The organism is Luteibacter pinisoli, assembly GCF_006385595.1.
Lineage (GTDB): Bacteria > Pseudomonadota > Gammaproteobacteria > Xanthomonadales > Rhodanobacteraceae > Luteibacter > Luteibacter pinisoli.
The window spans coordinates 545,430-561,604 of record NZ_CP041046.1; the positions used below are offsets into that span (position 1 = coordinate 545,430).

A 16,175-nucleotide genomic window follows, 5' to 3' on the forward strand; every position below is an offset into this window, starting at 1 on the left:
ATGGTCGGGGTATCCCCATCCCCGGCCTTACCCTAGGAAGCGACAGCGATGCCTGACATCCTCCACCGCATTCTCAACCGCAAGGCGGAAGAGATCGACGAGCGAAAGCGCAAGCGTTCGATCGACGACATGGCCGCGATGATCGCCGGCCTTCCGGATACGCGCGGTTTCGTCGCGGCCATCGACGCACGCCTGCACGATGGCAAGCCCGCCGTGATTGCCGAGGTGAAGAAGGCCAGCCCCAGCAAGGGCCTGATCCGCGCCGACTTCGATCCGGCACAGATCGCGCGCAGCTACGAGAAGGGCGGGGCCACCTGCCTGTCCGTGCTGACCGACGCTGATTTTTTCCAGGGCCACGAGGATTACCTGCGCCAGGCCCGCGACGCATGCGACCTGCCGATCCTGCGCAAGGATTTCATCGTCGACGAATACCAGGTCTACGAGGCCCGGGTGATCGGCGCGGACTGCATCCTCCTGATCGTTGCGGCGTTCGGTGACAAGAGCGGTGACGACGTCATCTACGACGAAGGCGCGCTTACCGAGCTGTCGCTGCTTGCCGCCGAGCTCGACATGGACGTGCTGGTCGAAGTGCACAACGAGGAAGAACTCGAGATTGCGCTTGGCCTGCCCGCACCGCTGATCGGCGTGAACAACCGTAACCTGCGCACGTTCGAAACCTCGCTCGGCACGTCGCTGAAGCTGAAGGATCGCGTGGGTCCGGAAACCGCCATCGTCGCGGAGTCGGGCATCCACACGCCGGAAGACGTCCGCAAGCTGCGCGAAGCCGGTATCCACACCTTCCTGGTGGGCGAAGCCTTCATGCGTGCGGCCGATCCGGGCTCCGAGTTGCAGAAGCTGTTCGGGGTGCACGCCCCGACTGTCTCGCACAAGCACTGAGCCGCGCATGACACAGGGGATTGAAGCGGTGGTGCCGGACACCACCGTCGACGCGCGGCGCGTTGTGTTGTTTGATTTCGATGGCGTGATCGTGCGCCAGCAGACGCTTGAGCTGTATTTCCGCGAGCGCCTCTCCGGCGCCGGGCGCTGGCGCCTGTTGCTGGCGCTGCCCTGGTTGCCGTTCGTACCGTTCATGGTCCGCACGGCGGCGGGCAGCCGGATCTTCGGCCGGGTGTTCCTGCGCGTGGTGACGTTTGGCCGCACCGAGAAGAACTACAAGCGCCTGCTGACCGAGTTTGCGCGCACCTATGCGCGCCGGCCGGGTGTTTTCATGCGCGACGGCGTCGCCACGCTGCGCAGGCACAGGGAGGCGGGCGACCGCGTGGTCATCGTCACGGGCAATGACGGCACCCTGGTGCAGGCCATGCTGGACGAAGTGAACCTGCAGGGCGTGGAACTGATTGCCTCCCAGGTGCGCGGCGGCCTGTTTGGCGTGCACTTCGTGCGCCACAACGTCGATGCCATGAAGGTGAAGTCGGTGGAGCGCGCGGGCATCGCGCGTCCCTGGGCCATGGCCTACGGCGATTCCCTCTCGGACCTGGCGATGCTCAAGGCCGCCGACTCGGCGAAGCTGGTGAACCCCGGCGCCCGTACCCTGAAGAAGATGCGCAAGGCACTGGGCGACAAGCTCGAGGTGCTGGGCTGGTACTGAGCATGGCTTGCGTGCGGTGACCCGGCACCGCTAGCCTCTTTTTTTCTGCATCTCCCCACGGAATTCCCCGATGTACCTGTCCTCCCTGCGCGAGCTGGCCATCGGCAGCCGCCTCAAGGCGCTGAGCGATTACTTCTACCAGGCGGTGGACGAGGTTTACCGCGCCAGTGGCGCGGGCATCGAATCTCGCTGGTTCCCCGTCCTGCGTTTCCTGCGCGACGTGGGCCCGACGACGGTCACCGAGGTGGCCGCGGCGATTGGCCAGACCCATTCGGCGGTGAGCCAGCTGGCCGACCGCCTGGTCGACGCCGGCATGGTGGTGCGCCAGCGCGACCCGGGCGACGGCCGTCGCAGCGTGCTGACCCTGACCGATGCCGGTGAGCGCGCCCTGGGCGCCCTGGGCCCGGTCTGGCTGGCGCTGCGCCGGGGCATGGCGGAATCGCTCGGCCCGCGCATGCTGGACCTGCTGGATGCCATCGACGGCTGCGAACAGGCCCTGGCCGAGCGGCCGCTGGTCGCCGCCGTGATGGACCAGCGCGCGGCGCTGTCGCGCGAGAGCGTCGAGGTCGTCCCGTGGGATCGCGCCTACGCGGACCATTTCCGCCGGCTCAACCAGCAGTGGCTGGAGCGCTATTTCCGGGTGGAGGACGTGGACCGCACGCTGTTCGCCGACCCCGAAAACATCGTGATTCAGCCGGGCGGTGCCATTTTCTTCGCCCTGTATGCGGGCGAGGTGGTGGGTACCTGCGCCCTGCTGCACGAGGGCGACGGGGTCTACGAGCTGTCCAAGATGGGCGTGGACGAGAATTTCCGCGGCCTGGGGGCCGGTCGGCGGCTGCTGGATGCGTCGATCGACGCGTGGCGCCAGCGCGGTGGCAAGCAGCTTTTCCTGGAATCGAACAGCCGCCTCGGGCGGGCGCTGGGGATGTACGAGCGGGCGGGTTTCGTCCGCCAGGAAACGATCCGCCCGGGCTCGCATTACGAACGGGCGGATGTCTACATGGTTTACGAGGGGAAGCCTTAACGCGTGCCGCGGACCACGATGGTCTTGCCGGCGACGTCGATCATCCGCTCTTCTTCAAGCTGCTTGAGCACGCGGCCGACCATTTCGCGGGAGCAGCCCACGATCCGGCTCACTTCCTGGCGGGAAATGCGGATCTGGGTGCCGTCCGGGTGGGTCATGGCGTCCGGCTCGGTGCACAGGTCGAGCAGGGTGCGCGAGACGCGGTTCGTCACGTCCATGAACGCCATGCGGCTGACCTGGCGCGAGGTGCGCAGGAGGCGGTGGGTCAGTTGCGAGCCAATGGCGAAGAGCAGCTTGGGGCACTCGGCCGCCAGCGGCCCTTCCAGCAGCTGGAAGAGGCGCTCGTAGCTGATTTCGGCCATTTCGACCGCCGTCCGGGTCCGCACGAGCGATTCGCGCTGGGCCTGCTCCACGAACAGCCCCATCTCACCGATGAACTGGCCACGGTTGATGTAGGCAAGGATCAGCTCGCGGCCTTCCTCGTCTTCGGTGCAGACGGCAAGCGAGCCTTCCACCACGTAATAGAGGGTATTGGCTGGGTCGCCGGGACGGATGATGGCGGTCTTCCCGGGGTAGCGGCGCCGATGGCACGCATCCAGGAAACGGCCCATGGCGGTCGGGTCCGGCGCGAAGCTCAGAGGAGCCTGCGACCGTTCGAACGCCTGTTGCAGCAGATATTTGAGTTGAGCCACAGCAGATTCCATTGGACTTCAATGGCATGGCACCCCCAAATCGGTGGCCAGCTGACGGTTTTCCGTCATGCGTCGCCGACTTGCCATGTCCCCGGCGGGATTATTGCAGACAAAGGGCGACCAAAATCCATCAGAAATAACGATTGGATCCAAGTTGTTCAAATTCTCGCCACTTTGCCCCATAATTTTACCCCCTCCGTGGCGACCCCCTTGTCTCAAGCGGTTCATAAATGGAGGGCAGACTGACCGTCCGGTCAGCTGGCCGTACCTACATTCTTTCTGTTGCGGGGACCCTTGCTGCTAACCCGTGTCTGCTGCTGGCCGTCGCTCGGCCTCGGAGAGTCGCTGTGGTCAAACCGCTTCCCCGCCTTCGCCTTCAGGGTTTCAACAACCTCACCAAGGCGCTGAGCTTCAATATTTACGATATCTGCTATGCCGTCTCGGAGCAGCAGCGTCAGAACTACATCGAGTACATCGATGAACAGTACGACGCGGACCGCCTGACCCAGATCCTGACGGACGTGGCCGAGATCATCGGCGCGAACATCCTGAACATCGCCCGCCAGGATTACGATCCGCAGGGCGCGTCGGTCACCATCCTCATTTCCGAGGAGCCGGTGGTCGAAAAGCTGGGCCGCGATACGATTTCCGGCGCCGTCGTGGCGCACATGGACAAGAGCCACATCACCGTCCATACCTACCCGGAAACGCATCCGCACAACGGCATCGCCACGTTCCGCGCGGATATCGACGTGGCCACCTGCGGCGTCATTTCCCCGCTGAAGGCCCTGAACTACCTGATCGACAGCTTCGAGTCGGATATCGTCATCGCGGACTACCGCGTGCGCGGTTTCACGCGTGACGTGAAGGGCAAGAAGCACTTCATCGACCACAAGATCAACTCGGTGCAGGATTACCTGGCGAAGCACATCCGCCAGAAGTACGAGATGTTCGACGTCAACGTGTACCAGGAAAACATCTTCCACACGAAGATGCACATCAAGGACTTCGACCTCGACACCTACCTGTTCGAGGCCCAGGCCGACGACCTCTCGTTCAAGGAGCGCCAGCGCATCGAGTCGCTGCTGCGTCGTGAAATAGAGGAACTGTTCCACGGCCGGAACCTGATGTAATGAGCTTGGTGTAACGAAAAAAGCCCCGCGAAAGCGGGGCTTTTTTGTTGGCTCGGATCCGGGGTTCAGATCCGGTAGGCGACGGCCTTCATCACGGCCGATGCGGCATGCATCAGCCGCGGGATGGGGAAGGGCAGGTCGACACCGCCGCGGGCCTGCGCGGCCTCGGCGTGGCGTACCTCATCGGCCTGCATCTGGCGCAGGATGGCCCGCGAGCGGTCGTCCTGCCCCGGCAGGCGCTCCAGGTGCTCGGCGAGGTGGGCCTCGACCTGGCGCTCGGTTTCCACCACGAAGCCCAGGCTGATCGGGTCGCCCACGGCGGCCGCGGCCACGCCAATGGCGTAGCTGCCCGCGTACCAGACCGGATTGAGCAGGCTGGGCCGGCTGTCCAGCTGCTTCAGGCGCTCGGCGCACCAGGCCAGGTGGTCCGTCTCTTCCTGGGCGGCATGCAGCAGGTGCTCGCGGGTTTCGTCCGTCCGGGCCAGGGCGGCCTGGCCCATGTACAGGGCCTGGGCACAGACCTCACCCACATGGTTGATCCGCATCAGCCCGGCGGCGTGGCGGCGCTCGGCGTCGTCCATCCCGGCGTCGGGCACGGCATCGCCCGGCGAGGGGCGGTGCGCCTCCTGGGAGCCGCCAACGGCCTCCATGGCGCGCTCCAGGCCCGCCAGCAGGCGGTCGAGCGGGGTGAGGGTACGAACGGACACGGGCGGCTCCTTTGAACGTGGGGACGGGTACAAGGTACAATGCGCCGCTGCCCCGCCGGGGTGAACGCGCTGCGGCTGCTTGTCGCGGCAGGCGAACTTCGGTGACGGCAGAGCTTGTGTAAAGGCCGCGTCATCGTGCTATGATTGTCGGCCCGAAGCTCACCTGCATGGTGAGCTTGCGCGACGCAGGATAAGTCAGTTATTCTCTCGCGTCTTTGCTTTCACCGATTCCGTGTTCCGCTCTCTCATGGGCGGCAAACCAGGTATTTTCGAAATGAAAACGTTCAGCGCCAAGCCGGAGAGCGTCAAGCGCGATTGGTTCGTGATTGACGCCACGAACAAGACCCTGGGTCGCCTGTCGACCGAGGTCGCGCGCCGTCTCCGCGGCAAGCATAAGCCCGAGTTCACCCCGCACGTCGATACCGGCGATTACATCGTCGTGATCAACGCCGAGAAGGTGGCTGTCACCGGTGCGAAGCTGGACGACAAGATGTACCACCGCTTCACCGGCTACGTCGGCAACCTGAAGACCACGAGTCTCAAGGACCTGCTGGCTTCGCACCCGGAGCGCGTGATCGAGATCGCCGTCAAGGGCATGCTGCCGAAGAACCCGCTGGGTCGCGCCATGTACCGCAAGCTCAAGGTGTACGGCGGTGCCGAGCACCCGCACACTGCCCAGCAGCCGCAAGTGCTGGAACTCTAAGGAATCGCCATGGCTACCCAGCAGAATTACGGTACCGGCCGCCGCAAGACCTCGTCCGCCCGCGTGTTCCTTCGTAAGGGCACCGGTGGCATCGTGGTGAACGGCAAGCCGCTCGACATCTTCTTCGGCCGCGAAACCTCGCGCATGATCGTCCGTCAGCCGCTTGAGCTGACTGACAACGTCGAGAAGTTTGATATCATGGTCACGGTCGCTGGTGGCGGTATCACCGGCCAGGCCGGCGCCATCCGCCTCGGCATCGCTCGCGCTCTCGTCGAATACGACGACCAGCTCAAGTCGCCGCTGCGCAAGGCTGGTTTCATGACCCGCGATGCTCGCGAAGTCGAGCGTAAGAAGGTCGGTCTCCACAAGGCCCGTCGCGCTACGCAGTTCTCGAAGCGCTAATTCTCTTCGGAGAATCAGAGCTTCACCTTCGCCGCATCCCAGGTCAGAGCGCGTCGAAGCCCGGTTTATTGGGAGATCGTCTAACGGTAGGACAACGGACTCTGACTCCGTTTATCTAGGTTCGAATCCTAGTCTCCCAGCCAAACAGAAAAGGGCCCTGAGCAATCAGGGCCCTTTTTCTTTGCGTGCCATGTGGCCAGGCAACCGCGGAACCGCTGCCTGGCACCCACGACCCATGAGCTACCGAAACATCCAGGGCATGCGGGCCATCGCGGCGCTCATGGTGCTGTCGAGCCACCTGTTCTGGAGTCTCGTGCCCATGCGTTCGCACTGGGCCAAGCCGTACTTCTCTGCCGTGGGCCCGTCCGGGGTCGACGTGTTTTTCGTGATATCGGGTTTCATCATCTATCACGTGATGCAGCGGTCGATCGGCGCCATGGAGGTCTCCGGCCGGGGCAGCGCGGTGTTCGCCTTCGCGATGAAGCGGTTCATCCGTATCTACCCGCTCTACTGGGTCGCCTTTATCGCCGGGTGCGGAGTGCTCGCATGGGCGCCACCCACGGCACTCCCTCGCCAGAAGTCGCTGTTCGAGCTCCTCACGCTGGTCGATGGCATCCCCAACTACGTGGTCAACGTGGCCTGGAGCCTGGCGTACGAGGTGTATTTTTACGCCGTGGCCGCTGTCAGCCTGCTGATCCTCGGCCGTCGCGCAGGGTGGGGGCCGGCTGCGTGGTTCGGCCTCGTCGCCGTCGCCGTAGGCATCGGGCTGGGGTCGCCCTGGCGCGAGCCCTTCGACTACCTGTTCGCCCCCATCCTGCTGGAGTTTTCCTTCGGCGTGGCCGTGGCCATGCTCGTCGAACGGGGTGTGCGCCGCCTGCACGGCGCGATGCTGCCGGGGGCCGTGGCCTGGATGGCGGCGGCCAGTTATCTGCTTTGGGAAAATCCGGCCTTCCCGAGCCTGCGTGTCCTCGGCTGGGGTGTCCCCGCCGCCGTGTTGATCTACGCCATCGTTGTGCTGGAAGTGCGTCGGGAATGGGTTATGCCCCGCACGCTCCAGTACCTCGGGGATGCGTCGTTCTCGCTCTACCTCTGGCACATGATCGTGTACGACGCCCTGGCCGGGATCTTCGTCCGACTGGGCTGGGTCGGCACCGTGCCGGCCACCGCGCTGGCGGCCTTCATGGCCGTCATCGGCGTGGGTGTGGGCCTCCTCAGCTATCATTGGCTGGAGAAGCCGTTGCTGCGACACCTCGGCCAGCGGTTCCTCGGCCATGGTGTCGCTTCCCATTCCCTGGGTTCGGAGGTCCGCGCGGGTAATCTCGCCGGCTGAGACGTCCGCGCCCTACCGTATTTGTTTTCTGCCGCACCAGCGGACGGCAGCGGAGTAGTGATGAGCAAGACCAAGGGTATCTCCGAAAGGCGCAGCGAGAAGTTGCTCGATGAGCTGCTCAGCGCCCAGGGCTGGTCCCCGAAGAAGCCTCCCGTTGGCGACGTGCTGCTGCAGAACGAGTACGGCGCCTTCCCGCTCATCGAAAAGGCCCTGAAACAGGCCAGCAAGACGGGCAGTGGCAGCGGCTACCCCGAGGCCCTGCTGGTCGACAAGGTCACGGAGAAAGTCCTCGCCGTCGTCGAGGCAAAGAAGCTCAGCAGCGAACACGGCAAGGCCCTGCGCGAAGCGCAGCACTACGCCGAGCGCTTCAAGCAGAAAGGCTACGCACCGCTGGCCATCGGCCTGGCCGGCACCTCCGACGACAGCTTTGAACTGCGCGTCTCGCGTTATGCCGATGGCGAATGGTCCATCGTCACGTACGGCGGCAAGCCGGTGTCGTGGATTCCCAACCGCACCGACCTGGAACGCGTCGCCTCGCCGCACGGCCGCCCCGAACTGCGTCCGACCATCCCGCCGCCGGAAGTGCTGGCCCGCCGGGCGGAAGAGATCAACCGCCTGCTCCGCGAAGCGAAGATCAAGGACGAGTTCCGGCCCGCCGTGGTCGCCGCCATCATGCTAGCCCTGGCCAGTTCGAAGGGCCGCATCCGCCGCGACGAGGACCACATCCTCGCGGACATCAACGCCGAATGCCTGCGCGCGTTCGAGAAAGCAGGCAAGCCGGCGCTGGGGCGCAGCCTGCACGTGGAAGAGGCGAACGCCAAGCTGGCCACGCGCGCGGTCGAGATCGCGCGCATCCTGGAAAAGCTCAACGTCAGCGTGCTCACCGCCGAACACGACTACCTCGGCCAGCTCTACGAAACCTTCTTCCGCTACACCGGTGGCAATACCATCGGCCAGTACTTCACGCCGCGGCATATCGCGCAGTTCATGGCCGACGTCTGCGAAGTCGGGCCGCGCGACCACGTGCTCGATCCGGCCTGCGGTACCGGCGGCTTCCTCGTCGCGGCGATGGACCGGCTCCTTCGCGTCCACGACCTGAGTCGCGCGGAAATGATCAAGGTGGCGCGCAAGCAGCTGTATGGCTTCGAGACCGAGCCGGTGACGGCAGCACTGTGCGTGGCCAACATGATCCTGCGCGGCGACGGTGCCACGCAGATTCACCAGGAAGACTGTTTCACCGCGCCGGACTTCCCGGAGGGCGAGGTGGATGTCGTCCTCATGAACCCGCCGTTCCCGCACAAGTCGTCAGACACGCCGTCGGAAGACTTCGTCGATCGCGCGCTCGAGGCACTCAAGCAGCGCGGCAAGGTGGCTGTCGTCCTGCCGACCAGCCTCATCGTGAAGAAGAGCAAGGGCGCGTGGCGGCAGAAGATCCTGAAGCATCATCGCTTGCTGGCGGTGTGCCAGCTGCCGGATGAGCTGTTCCAGCCCTACGCCTCGGCGACCACCTCGGTCGTCGTGCTTGAGAAGGGCGTGAAGCACGACCCAAACGTCGCCACAGTGTTCGTGCGCCTCCACCACGATGGCCTGACGTTGCGCAAAGGCATCCGTGTCGAGCGAGCAACCGAGCCCAATGACATCGCCATGGCGGTGGATGCGATCGTCAACAAGCGCGCGATTCCCGGGTTCTCGGGCCTGGGCCGTGTGTCCGGCGAACGCGAGTGGGCGGCGGGCGCCTATGTCGATTCCGCACCGCCCAGCCGCGACGAAGTGCAGCAGGCGGTCGATGTCCACCTGCGTCGGTTGGCGTCGTTCTACACCCGCTACTCGCGCGAAGTCACCGCGCAGCGCGACCAGGTGCGCCAGGGCGGCATCCGCATGGCGGACTACCGGCAGCTGATCTCCCAGGCGAAGAAAGACAACGCGAAGGCGCTGTCGGATGGCGCGCGGCCCGGCACCATCGGCGACGCCTTCGACATCGTGTACGGCATGAAGGAGCTGCACAGCCGCGATGGCATCGCCGACGGCGAAACGCTGGTGATCTCGCCCACGGAGGCCTACAACGGCTGCTACGGCTGGCTGGAGTTCGGCCAGGTGATGCAGCCGCCGTTTGTCACGGTGGCGCAGACTGGCTCCATCGGCGAGGCCTTCGTGCAGTTCGAGCCGTGCGCTGTGAACGATGACTGCCTGGTGCTGCTGCCCCGCAAGACGGTGAGCGAAGCCACCCTGGTGATTGCGGCGGCCTGCCTGCACGAAGAGAAATGGCGATTCTCCTACGGCCGCAAGCTGACCCCCGCGCGCATCGCGCAGTTCGCCTTGCCCGACGACCCGGTGCTTGAAGCATGGGTGGAGGAGCGCCTCGTGCACACGCGTCGGGTGGTGCTCGCGGCCCTGGCCGGCTACGCCGACGCGGAAGACAAGGCCTTCTTCGTCGACTGACCATCCACCGGCGTCGCGGCTACCTGCGAGCTGAGCCATCCGCGTGCTTCGTCGACGGTGTCCAGGGCGCTGGGCAACGCGCCGTCGGTGACCAGCGTGGACGCCACGCGCAACAGCACCGCCGTCAGTGTTTGCCAGCCGTGGTCGTCGTCCGGGCCCAGAACGCGCATGCGTCGCTGGAAAGCCGGCGAGCTGCCCCAGCGCCGGATCGCCGCCTCGAGTCGCTCCTCGACACCGCGCATGGGCCGGACCCGCGCGATCATCAGGTAACCGCGCTTGCGCACCGTGGCGATATAGCGCGGCGTCCTCGCATCGTCTTCGAGCGAACGCCGTAACACCGCGACGGCCTTATGCACGGGGTTGTCGCCATAGAACCCGCCTCCCCAGCATGCATCCAGGAGTTCGCCGACGCTGACCACTTCGCGTTGTCGTGCGGCCAGCGCGCAGAGCACATCCATATGCCGGGGTTCCAGCAATCTCGCCTGCCCGTGCCGCACGATCTCACGACGACCTGGGTGGATGACCCAGTTGCCAATGAGAAAGGGAGAAGACGGGAAGGACTGCTGCATGCCGCCGGCGGGCGATGCCGCTAAAGGCAACCCCTTGAAGTAATGATGGTTTGTCAGTCCGTAAGGTTCCCGGAAGGACGTGAGAATGTTCTCTCGCCGACGGTACGCACCTGCCCAAACCAGGAGTAGGTAGATGCAAGGGAACCATGTAGGCGGCCACCGTGCGGACCGCATTCTGTCACACGGTGCGACACGCCCGGTCCGGATCGTCCTGGCGGACGAACAGGAACTGATGCGAGAAGGGCTCGCTGCCCTGTTGGGGGCGCAGGAACGCTTCGAAGTCGTGGGCAGTACCGGCGACGGGCGTGATTGCCTGCGCCTGTGCGTGGACCGCAAGCCGGATCTCCTCGTCTTCAATGAGTCCATGCCGGGCTTGAATGGCGTTGAAGCCGCGCGTCGCGTCGCCTCGCGCTGCCCACACACGCGCATGCTCTGCCTGTCCGAAACGGGCGACCGACCTTGCGTTCGCGCAGTTTTCGACGCTGGCGCGCATGGCTACGTCCTGAAGCGTTGCAAGTTCGCTAACCTGATGGACGGCATCGACAGCGTGCTGTCGTCGCGCTACCACGTCAGCCCCGAACTGGCCTACGTGCTGGTGGAGTCGTTTCGTCGTGGTGACGAGCCGCACTCCGTGCTCACGCCGCGCGAGAAGGAGGTCGCCCAGCTCTATGCCGAGGGCCTGTCCACGCGGCAGATCGCCGAGCGCCTGCACATCAGCATGAAGACGGTGGGCACGCATCGCGAACACATCCAGTCGAAGCTGGGCGTGGATGGCATCGCCGACCTCACGCGCTACGCCCTGCGCGAAGGCATGGTGTCGATCGATCACTGAGCGCTCCCCCGAGATATCGGAAGAACGGCGAGATGCATCTCAGCCCATCGCCGATGTCCACCCACGGCGCATCCCGCCATAGTAGTCACACAGCGCGGCACACAGGATGAGGAGAACAGGATTGTCGGTAGCGCCCCTCGAAAGTCTGATCGAAGCCATGGCCGGCGCCGTGGTCGACGCCCAGGCCCGTATTGAGCAATCCCAGGTGGCTCACCTTGGCGAATATTTCGACGAAAACAACCGCCCGAAGAGCGTGGTGATCCGCATGCCCTCGATGCAATCCGGTTCGCAGGATGGCGACGAAGATCTCTATCGCGCGCCGCTGCTACCCCTGGTGCCGACCACATCGCTACGCATCAAGGACGTGGAAATCTGCTTTGACGCGGAACTGGGCGCCTTCGTCGATAGCGCCGACACGGACGGTGACGGTGAACCGCCGACGACGCGAAGCCGCTGGGCCTTCCGTGCGAAAGGACGAAAGCGTTCCGTTGCCCTCGATACCCTGGCGCGGCGCGGGGATGGCGGCCCCGGCAAAGTGCATGTGACGTTACGCGTCGAAGGCGTGGAGCCCCCGGATGGGGTGGCGCGCCTTAGTAATCATCTCGCGATGACCCAAGGGGTCTTCCAGACGTTCAGGCCGGGCGACTAACCCTCCCCCACACCCGGTCGAACCCCGTGGCGCATGAGGCGCGGCGGGTCAATGTCGATACGTAAAAGGAGAAACGTTATGTCTATTGCAGAACAGTTCCGTGGCCTGCCGATGGGCGACCTGGTCGGCGCCCCGCTGATGGCCGCCTGTGATGCCCAGGTGCGGCTGGCCCAGGCCACTGCGGAGTTCATCAGCAAGGTGGGTTTCGAACAGGACGAGACCGGCAATGCCACGGGCAAGACGCGAACCTCCGAGTTCAAGTTCTCGCGTCCGGTGCAGGACGCCGAGGGTAAATGGATGGACGAAGCCGTCGAGATGAGTGTACCGCTGCTCTCTATCGTGAAAGTGCCGACGCTTGCGGTCGAGACGGTCGACATCACATTCGATATGGAAGTAAAGGCATCCAGCACCGACAAAAGCTCGCGCGACACCTCCGCGTCGTTCGGTGCGTCGTGGGGTGGCTTCGGCGCGAAGGTGTCGGTGAGCGGCTCGGTCACCGCGCACAAGGAGAATACGCGTACGTCGGATAACTCCGCGAAGTACCACGTCAACGTGCAGGCGCGTGACGGGGGGATGCCCGAAGGCCTCGCCCGCGTCATGGACATCCTGCAGACGGCCGTCGTGCCGAAGACGGGCAAGCTGACAGCGCCTGCGGAGGCGTAAAACGGCGGAGGTAATGATCGTGGCGCCCCGTGCGCCACGATCCCAGACGAGGATCCCATGTTCGACATAACCGACGTGCGTTTCGTGAAACGGGTTGTCATCGGTAGCAACAATCCTAACCAGATCGCGTCAGAGGCCCAGGTCGAGGAGTCGCGCGCGTTGCTCAACCGTTGCCTCAACGAATCGCCGCGAGGCCACATCATGGCGACCGAGAAGAGTTTCAATGTGTTGCAGATTGGTGAGCACCAGGTGGTGCTGCAGTGGATCTGTTACCACGTCGGCTTTCCTCGCAAGCCGGGCTGGATCGGTGAGTAAGCGCGAGCTGCCCGTAAGCTTGCTGCTCGAGCGGGTGCGCACGCTGGCAAGCGCGACCTATCGCGGTGCACGGGTGGCGACGTTCAGCGTCGAGTTCACCGGGAGCATGCGCAAAGACAAGCGCGGGGCGTGGCATGTCGCGCCTGGACCGAGCTTCATGCGTTGGCTGAGGCGCGAGCCCGCGCATCACTTCAGGATCCGATGCGAGGCACTGGACGACTGGTTTCCTCGTTTCACCATCGACGGCAAACCCGTCGGGACGTTCCATCCACCAAGGAGTGTTTCATGTCACAAGGAAAGTTGACGTTGACGTTCGCGGCCCTCGCTTCGCTGCTTGCGTTGGCCATGGCCGATGCACACGCTGCCGTGCCTGCCGGCGAGACATGGCGGGGCGTAGTGAGCGGTGGCAGTGCCATGGTGCGGGCTTCGCTTGAACGCATCGGGGATCGCGTGGCATTGCGATTCGGCGAGCCTCGCAATTGCCGCATCGACGCCGAGTTGCTGCAGGAAGACGCAGCCGGCGCGCGTTTCCGCTTCCAGCCGGTAGCCAATGGCGGCCATTTTTGCGACCAGCTCTATCCCGGCGAGCTGCGGGTGGCGATCACCGCGTCGGGCGCCAGCGTGGCGTTCACGCACCACGGCCACGCGTGGTCGGGCGAGCTGCCCCTTGCCGGCAAGCCATGAGGAGGCGCCCATGGACTCCATCCTCCTTACGCGTTTCTGGCTGCTCCTGGCGGCCGTGGGCGGCGCGGTGTTGCCGGTTGCCATGAGCGATACCGGCTCACGCCGCCGGGCGGTGGTACAGGTGGTGTGCGGCACGCTGATCGCCGTATTCCTTGCCCCGGCGTTCCAGCGGCAGTTCCTGCCTGATGCGCTGCCGGAAGTGCAGGCCGGCGTGTCGTTCCTGGTCGGTTGTTTTGGCCTCAAGGTGACGATCATCGTCCAGCGCCTGTTGGAAAAACATGGCGAGGGCGTGGCTGAGCGAGTGATCGAGCGCATCGCAGGCGGTGGCAAATGATGGCCGGGCTCCTGATGATCGATCTGCTTGCCTGCGTGGTCGGGACGCTGATTTCCGGGTGGCTGGTCACCGACCGGGGGCTCTCGCGTATCGGACGCGTGAGTTGTGGGCTTATCGCGGTGGGCGAGTGCGTCAACACCATCGGCCTGTATGGCATGGTCGCCAGCCTTGACGGGTTCTTCTACGGCGACGTGTGGCCGAGTGAGGTGCTGGTCGATATTGGCGTGGCGGCGTTGCTGGCGCGCTGGGCGCTACGTCTTCACGACGCCCCGCGGTCGTCGGCCTGCCCCTGAACGGCAAACCCCGGCCCTGGGGCCGGGGTTTCTGAATCGCCGCGCCCCCATCGGTGCGCGGAATCGGCATACGGGGCGGCTATGCTCAGGTGGTTGGGGGAAAGTCAGGGCATCGGCCCTGGGGCGTCGCCCGTGTGCGCCCCCAACTGTCGATCTGCCGGTAGCCGTCGCGCGGTGCGTCGGGCCGGTGTCACTCAAAAATGGGGATTTTGCCATGTCTTTCTCGCTCCGCACGCTCGCGATCTCGTTGTCCATGCTGTCACTCGGTATCGGTGCGGCCCACGCGCAGACCGCGCAGACCGGCCTTGGCCAGGCGTGGCCGAATGCCACCGACGTCAGCGCCAGCCCGAACTACCACGTCTACGTGTTCCAGCGTGGCAGCATCAAGTACATCCAGGTGAATGATGGCAGCGGCACGGTGCGCGCTGCGATTGCCCGCACACCGACCAGCCTGCTGGGTACCCCGGTGGGTGTCGATGCCACCAACGTGGCGACGGAAGACGAGCCGCTCGCCGCGCCGGCAAGCACCACCACGGAAACCGTCTACAACGACGGCGCCGTGCAGGTGCTGGTGGCACCGCAGACCAACGGCACCATGCGCGTGATGGCGGTGCCGGTGGAATGCAAGAACCCGGTGGAGTGCTCCTCGCGCGGTCCGTAAGGCCGTCAGGTCATGCGTCGCCGGGCCAGTGGCCCGGCGGCGTTCCAGGGCGCCGTCAGCGACGAATGGAAGGCGAGGGCGCGGGGGCCGGCACGGGGATGCCGTTGCGTGCCGCCCGCTGGGCCGCCGCAATGCGCTGTGCGACGCGAACGCCGAAGATCAGGGCCGTGGAGGCGACGAAGGCGAGGATCGCCTGGGAGCGGATCATGGCCGGATCCTGGAGCTGGAACGACGTACTGGCCTGGGCCACGCTCGCCAGCATGCCGCCCGCGGCCGCGCCGTGCCAGCCATGGCGCAGGGTAAGGGCGATGACGGGAACGGCCATGCCGACCCGGATGCAGGTAAGCAGGGTCTCGTCACCCTCGGCACCGCCCGCCACCAGCAGCAACAGGGCCAGGCAGGGCACCGCGAACAGCAGGGCATCGCGCATCAGCGGGCTATGCCGCAGGGCGTTCCAGGTGGGCACGCCGCCGGGCTGTGCCGCCACGCGCTCGCGAATGGCGAGGATCAGCGGCGTCAGCGTCAGGGCGCCCAGGTAGCAACCCAGTACCCAGGCCAGCAGGATGGGCAGCGTCGGCGCCGGGGCAGCCGAGCCATCGGCCATGCTCACCGTCGAAAGTGTCAGGGCGTTCGCGCCGGTGGTGATGGCCGCGCAGACCAGGGTGGCGGCGAGGATCAGCCCCATGTTCACCTGGCCGTCCGCGCCCACCAGCTCGTACCGGCGGCGCAGCCACGCCATGGCGGGCATGCACAGGAGGATCGGCGGCAGCGACGCCGCGCACGCCCAGAGCCCGCCGAAGAGCGACGCGTGCAGGGCAGCCATCTCGGCGATGGGCAGGGCTTCGCCGACCGCCAGGGCCGGCCAGAAGCGGCGCGGGACCAACAAAAGGCAGGCCAGGCGCAGGCCGGCGGGCAGCATCCAGTGGGAGAACGAAATGTTACGGGTGAGCTCGTAGCAAGCGGCATAAGCGCCCGCGACCGCCAGATAGCGGCCCCATGCCAACGGATCCCTTTGTGACGTTCCCACGTGCCGTCCCTCAATGCCGCCGTCGCGGCCGTCCGGTTTAAGCGGTCGCTGCGGGACAGGCCCGTTACGACTGACGCTTTCAAGGTAGATGATATAGCGGCAGTGACGG

The 16,175-nt window shown here is 65.3% G+C and carries 21 protein-coding genes and 1 tRNA gene; 18 read left to right on the forward strand and 4 right to left on the reverse strand.

The window, feature by feature from the left end; all coding sequences use genetic code 11:
• The first annotated feature begins 48 nt into the window (after nt 1–48).
• The 3 genes from trpC to FIV34_RS02455 all read left to right on the forward strand — a co-directional run bounded on the left by trpC (nt 49) and on the right by FIV34_RS02455 (nt 2,633).
• Nucleotides 49–897, forward strand: a complete 849-nt coding sequence (gene trpC, locus FIV34_RS02445; protein WP_139979327.1) for an indole-3-glycerol phosphate synthase TrpC — start codon at nt 49–51, stop codon at nt 895–897.
• Between the two features lie 7 nt (nt 898–904).
• A complete protein-coding gene (locus tag FIV34_RS02450; protein ID WP_139979329.1) occupies nt 905–1,609 on the forward strand; it encodes an HAD family hydrolase in 705 nt (234 codons plus the stop codon).
• Nucleotides 1,610–1,679: 70 nt separating this feature from the next.
• Complete coding sequence (locus FIV34_RS02455; RefSeq protein WP_139979332.1) at nt 1,680–2,633, forward strand: bifunctional helix-turn-helix transcriptional regulator/GNAT family N-acetyltransferase; 954 nt, start codon at nt 1,680–1,682, stop codon at nt 2,631–2,633.
• Here FIV34_RS02455 and crp read toward each other — a convergent pair.
• The gene (crp, locus tag FIV34_RS02460) at nt 2,630–3,325 is read right to left on the reverse strand and encodes a cAMP-activated global transcriptional regulator CRP (protein ID WP_139979334.1); all 696 of its coding nucleotides are present in this window, start codon (nt 3,323–3,325) and stop codon (nt 2,630–2,632) included. The genes FIV34_RS02455 and crp overlap by 4 nt on opposite strands.
• Before the next feature lie 347 nt (nt 3,326–3,672).
• Here crp and speD point away from each other — a divergent pair, with 347 nt between their 5' ends.
• Complete coding sequence (speD, locus tag FIV34_RS02465) at nt 3,673–4,458, forward strand: adenosylmethionine decarboxylase (protein ID WP_036109987.1); 786 nt, start codon at nt 3,673–3,675, stop codon at nt 4,456–4,458.
• Nucleotides 4,459–4,523: 65 nt separating this feature from the next.
• Here speD and coq7 read toward each other — a convergent pair whose 3' ends face one another.
• Complete coding sequence (coq7, locus tag FIV34_RS02470; RefSeq protein WP_246058855.1) at nt 4,524–5,108, reverse strand: 2-polyprenyl-3-methyl-6-methoxy-1,4-benzoquinone monooxygenase; 585 nt, start codon at nt 5,106–5,108, stop codon at nt 4,524–4,526.
• A 331-nt stretch (nt 5,109–5,439) separates the two neighbouring features.
• On the opposite strand from coq7, the gene rplM reads away from it, so the two are divergent.
• From rplM to FIV34_RS02495, 5 genes are all read left to right on the forward strand, one after another.
• On the forward strand, nt 5,440–5,868 hold the full coding sequence (rplM, locus tag FIV34_RS02475; RefSeq protein ID WP_139979339.1) for a 50S ribosomal protein L13: 429 nt from the start codon (nt 5,440–5,442) through the stop codon (nt 5,866–5,868).
• A gap of 9 nt (nt 5,869–5,877) precedes the next feature.
• Nucleotides 5,878–6,270 carry a 30S ribosomal protein S9 gene (rpsI, locus tag FIV34_RS02480; protein WP_139979341.1) on the forward strand — a complete coding sequence of 131 codons (393 nt, stop codon included), beginning with the start codon at nt 5,878–5,880 and terminating at the stop codon, nt 6,268–6,270.
• A gap of 69 nt (nt 6,271–6,339) precedes the next feature.
• A tRNA-Gln gene (locus tag FIV34_RS02485) sits at nt 6,340–6,413 on the forward strand.
• A 92-nt stretch (nt 6,414–6,505) separates the two neighbouring features.
• Complete coding sequence (locus FIV34_RS02490) at nt 6,506–7,600, forward strand: acyltransferase family protein (RefSeq protein WP_170207494.1); 1,095 nt, start codon at nt 6,506–6,508, stop codon at nt 7,598–7,600.
• Between the two features lie 60 nt (nt 7,601–7,660).
• Entirely contained in the window at nt 7,661–10,039 is a 2,379-nt protein-coding gene (locus FIV34_RS02495; RefSeq protein ID WP_139979344.1) for an HsdM family class I SAM-dependent methyltransferase, read from the forward strand.
• Here the strand turns inward: FIV34_RS02495 and FIV34_RS02500 are convergent.
• Nucleotides 10,000–10,497, reverse strand: a complete 498-nt coding sequence (locus FIV34_RS02500; RefSeq protein ID WP_246058730.1) for a winged helix-turn-helix domain-containing protein — start codon at nt 10,495–10,497, stop codon at nt 10,000–10,002. The two genes, FIV34_RS02495 and FIV34_RS02500, sit on opposite strands and share 40 nt — an antisense overlap.
• Nucleotides 10,498–10,741: 244 nt before the next feature.
• Here FIV34_RS02500 and FIV34_RS02505 point away from each other — a divergent pair, with 244 nt between their 5' ends.
• The 9 genes from FIV34_RS02505 (at nt 10,742) to FIV34_RS02545 (ending at nt 15,039) form a co-directional block, all read left to right on the forward strand.
• Nucleotides 10,742–11,440: a LuxR C-terminal-related transcriptional regulator gene (locus tag FIV34_RS02505; RefSeq protein WP_139979349.1), complete on the forward strand. Its 699-nt coding sequence runs from the start codon at nt 10,742–10,744 to the stop codon at nt 11,438–11,440.
• Nucleotides 11,441–11,546: 106 nt separating this feature from the next.
• Entirely contained in the window at nt 11,547–12,089 is a 543-nt protein-coding gene (locus FIV34_RS02510) for a DUF2589 domain-containing protein (protein ID WP_139979352.1), read from the forward strand.
• A 78-nt stretch (nt 12,090–12,167) separates the two neighbouring features.
• Nucleotides 12,168–12,752 (forward strand): DUF2589 domain-containing protein, encoded by a 585-nt coding sequence (locus FIV34_RS02515; protein WP_425462906.1) that lies wholly within the window; start codon nt 12,168–12,170, stop codon nt 12,750–12,752.
• Nucleotides 12,753–12,809: 57 nt separating this feature from the next.
• On the forward strand, nt 12,810–13,067 hold the full coding sequence (locus tag FIV34_RS02520; RefSeq protein ID WP_139979356.1) for a hypothetical protein: 258 nt from the start codon (nt 12,810–12,812) through the stop codon (nt 13,065–13,067).
• The gene (locus FIV34_RS02525; protein WP_139979358.1) at nt 13,060–13,371 is read left to right on the forward strand and encodes a hypothetical protein; all 312 of its coding nucleotides are present in this window, start codon (nt 13,060–13,062) and stop codon (nt 13,369–13,371) included. The genes FIV34_RS02520 and FIV34_RS02525 overlap by 8 nt, the downstream gene beginning before the upstream one ends.
• A complete protein-coding gene (locus FIV34_RS02530; protein WP_139979360.1) occupies nt 13,353–13,751 on the forward strand; it encodes a hypothetical protein in 399 nt (132 codons plus the stop codon). Before FIV34_RS02525 ends, FIV34_RS02530 begins: the two co-directional genes overlap by 19 nt.
• Nucleotides 13,752–13,761: 10 nt before the next feature.
• Nucleotides 13,762–14,085, forward strand: coding sequence for a hypothetical protein (locus FIV34_RS02535; protein WP_139979362.1), 324 nt, complete (start codon nt 13,762–13,764; stop codon nt 14,083–14,085).
• On the forward strand, nt 14,082–14,378 hold the full coding sequence (locus FIV34_RS02540; protein ID WP_139979364.1) for a hypothetical protein: 297 nt from the start codon (nt 14,082–14,084) through the stop codon (nt 14,376–14,378). Before FIV34_RS02535 ends, FIV34_RS02540 begins: the two co-directional genes overlap by 4 nt.
• A 214-nt stretch (nt 14,379–14,592) precedes the next feature.
• Nucleotides 14,593–15,039, forward strand: coding sequence for a hypothetical protein (locus FIV34_RS02545; RefSeq protein ID WP_139979366.1), 447 nt, complete (start codon nt 14,593–14,595; stop codon nt 15,037–15,039).
• A gap of 55 nt (nt 15,040–15,094) precedes the next feature.
• On the opposite strand, the gene FIV34_RS02550 is transcribed toward FIV34_RS02545, so the two are convergent.
• The gene (locus tag FIV34_RS02550; protein ID WP_170207495.1) at nt 15,095–16,066 is read right to left on the reverse strand and encodes an MASE1 domain-containing protein; all 972 of its coding nucleotides are present in this window, start codon (nt 16,064–16,066) and stop codon (nt 15,095–15,097) included.
• Nucleotides 16,067–16,175 lie beyond the last annotated feature (109 nt).

What these genes read in the sequence shown, in the direction of transcription:
- trpC (WP_139979327.1), top strand. Translation starts at nt 49, where the DNA reads ATGCCTGACATCCTCCACCGCATTCTCAACCGCAAGGCGGAAGAGATC.
- FIV34_RS02450 (WP_139979329.1), top strand. Translation starts at nt 905, where the DNA reads ATGACACAGGGGATTGAAGCGGTGGTGCCGGACACCACCGTCGACGCG.
- FIV34_RS02455 (WP_139979332.1), top strand. Translation starts at nt 1,680, where the DNA reads ATGTACCTGTCCTCCCTGCGCGAGCTGGCCATCGGCAGCCGCCTCAAG.
- coq7 (WP_246058855.1), bottom strand. Translation starts at nt 5,108, where the DNA reads ATGGAGGCCGTTGGCGGCTCCCAGGAGGCGCACCGCCCCTCGCCGGGC.
- rplM (WP_139979339.1), top strand. Translation starts at nt 5,440, where the DNA reads ATGAAAACGTTCAGCGCCAAGCCGGAGAGCGTCAAGCGCGATTGGTTC.
- rpsI (WP_139979341.1), top strand. Translation starts at nt 5,878, where the DNA reads ATGGCTACCCAGCAGAATTACGGTACCGGCCGCCGCAAGACCTCGTCC.
- FIV34_RS02490 (WP_170207494.1), top strand. Translation starts at nt 6,506, where the DNA reads ATGAGCTACCGAAACATCCAGGGCATGCGGGCCATCGCGGCGCTCATG.
- FIV34_RS02495 (WP_139979344.1), top strand. Translation starts at nt 7,661, where the DNA reads ATGAGCAAGACCAAGGGTATCTCCGAAAGGCGCAGCGAGAAGTTGCTC.
- FIV34_RS02500 (WP_246058730.1), bottom strand. Translation starts at nt 10,497, where the DNA reads ATGGATGTGCTCTGCGCGCTGGCCGCACGACAACGCGAAGTGGTCAGC.
- FIV34_RS02505 (WP_139979349.1), top strand. Translation starts at nt 10,742, where the DNA reads ATGCAAGGGAACCATGTAGGCGGCCACCGTGCGGACCGCATTCTGTCA.
- FIV34_RS02510 (WP_139979352.1), top strand. Translation starts at nt 11,547, where the DNA reads ATGAGGAGAACAGGATTGTCGGTAGCGCCCCTCGAAAGTCTGATCGAA.
- FIV34_RS02515 (WP_425462906.1), top strand. Translation starts at nt 12,168, where the DNA reads ATGTCTATTGCAGAACAGTTCCGTGGCCTGCCGATGGGCGACCTGGTC.
- FIV34_RS02520 (WP_139979356.1), top strand. Translation starts at nt 12,810, where the DNA reads ATGTTCGACATAACCGACGTGCGTTTCGTGAAACGGGTTGTCATCGGT.
- FIV34_RS02530 (WP_139979360.1), top strand. Translation starts at nt 13,353, where the DNA reads ATGTCACAAGGAAAGTTGACGTTGACGTTCGCGGCCCTCGCTTCGCTG.
- FIV34_RS02535 (WP_139979362.1), top strand. Translation starts at nt 13,762, where the DNA reads ATGGACTCCATCCTCCTTACGCGTTTCTGGCTGCTCCTGGCGGCCGTG.
- FIV34_RS02540 (WP_139979364.1), top strand. Translation starts at nt 14,082, where the DNA reads ATGATGGCCGGGCTCCTGATGATCGATCTGCTTGCCTGCGTGGTCGGG.
- FIV34_RS02545 (WP_139979366.1), top strand. Translation starts at nt 14,593, where the DNA reads ATGTCTTTCTCGCTCCGCACGCTCGCGATCTCGTTGTCCATGCTGTCA.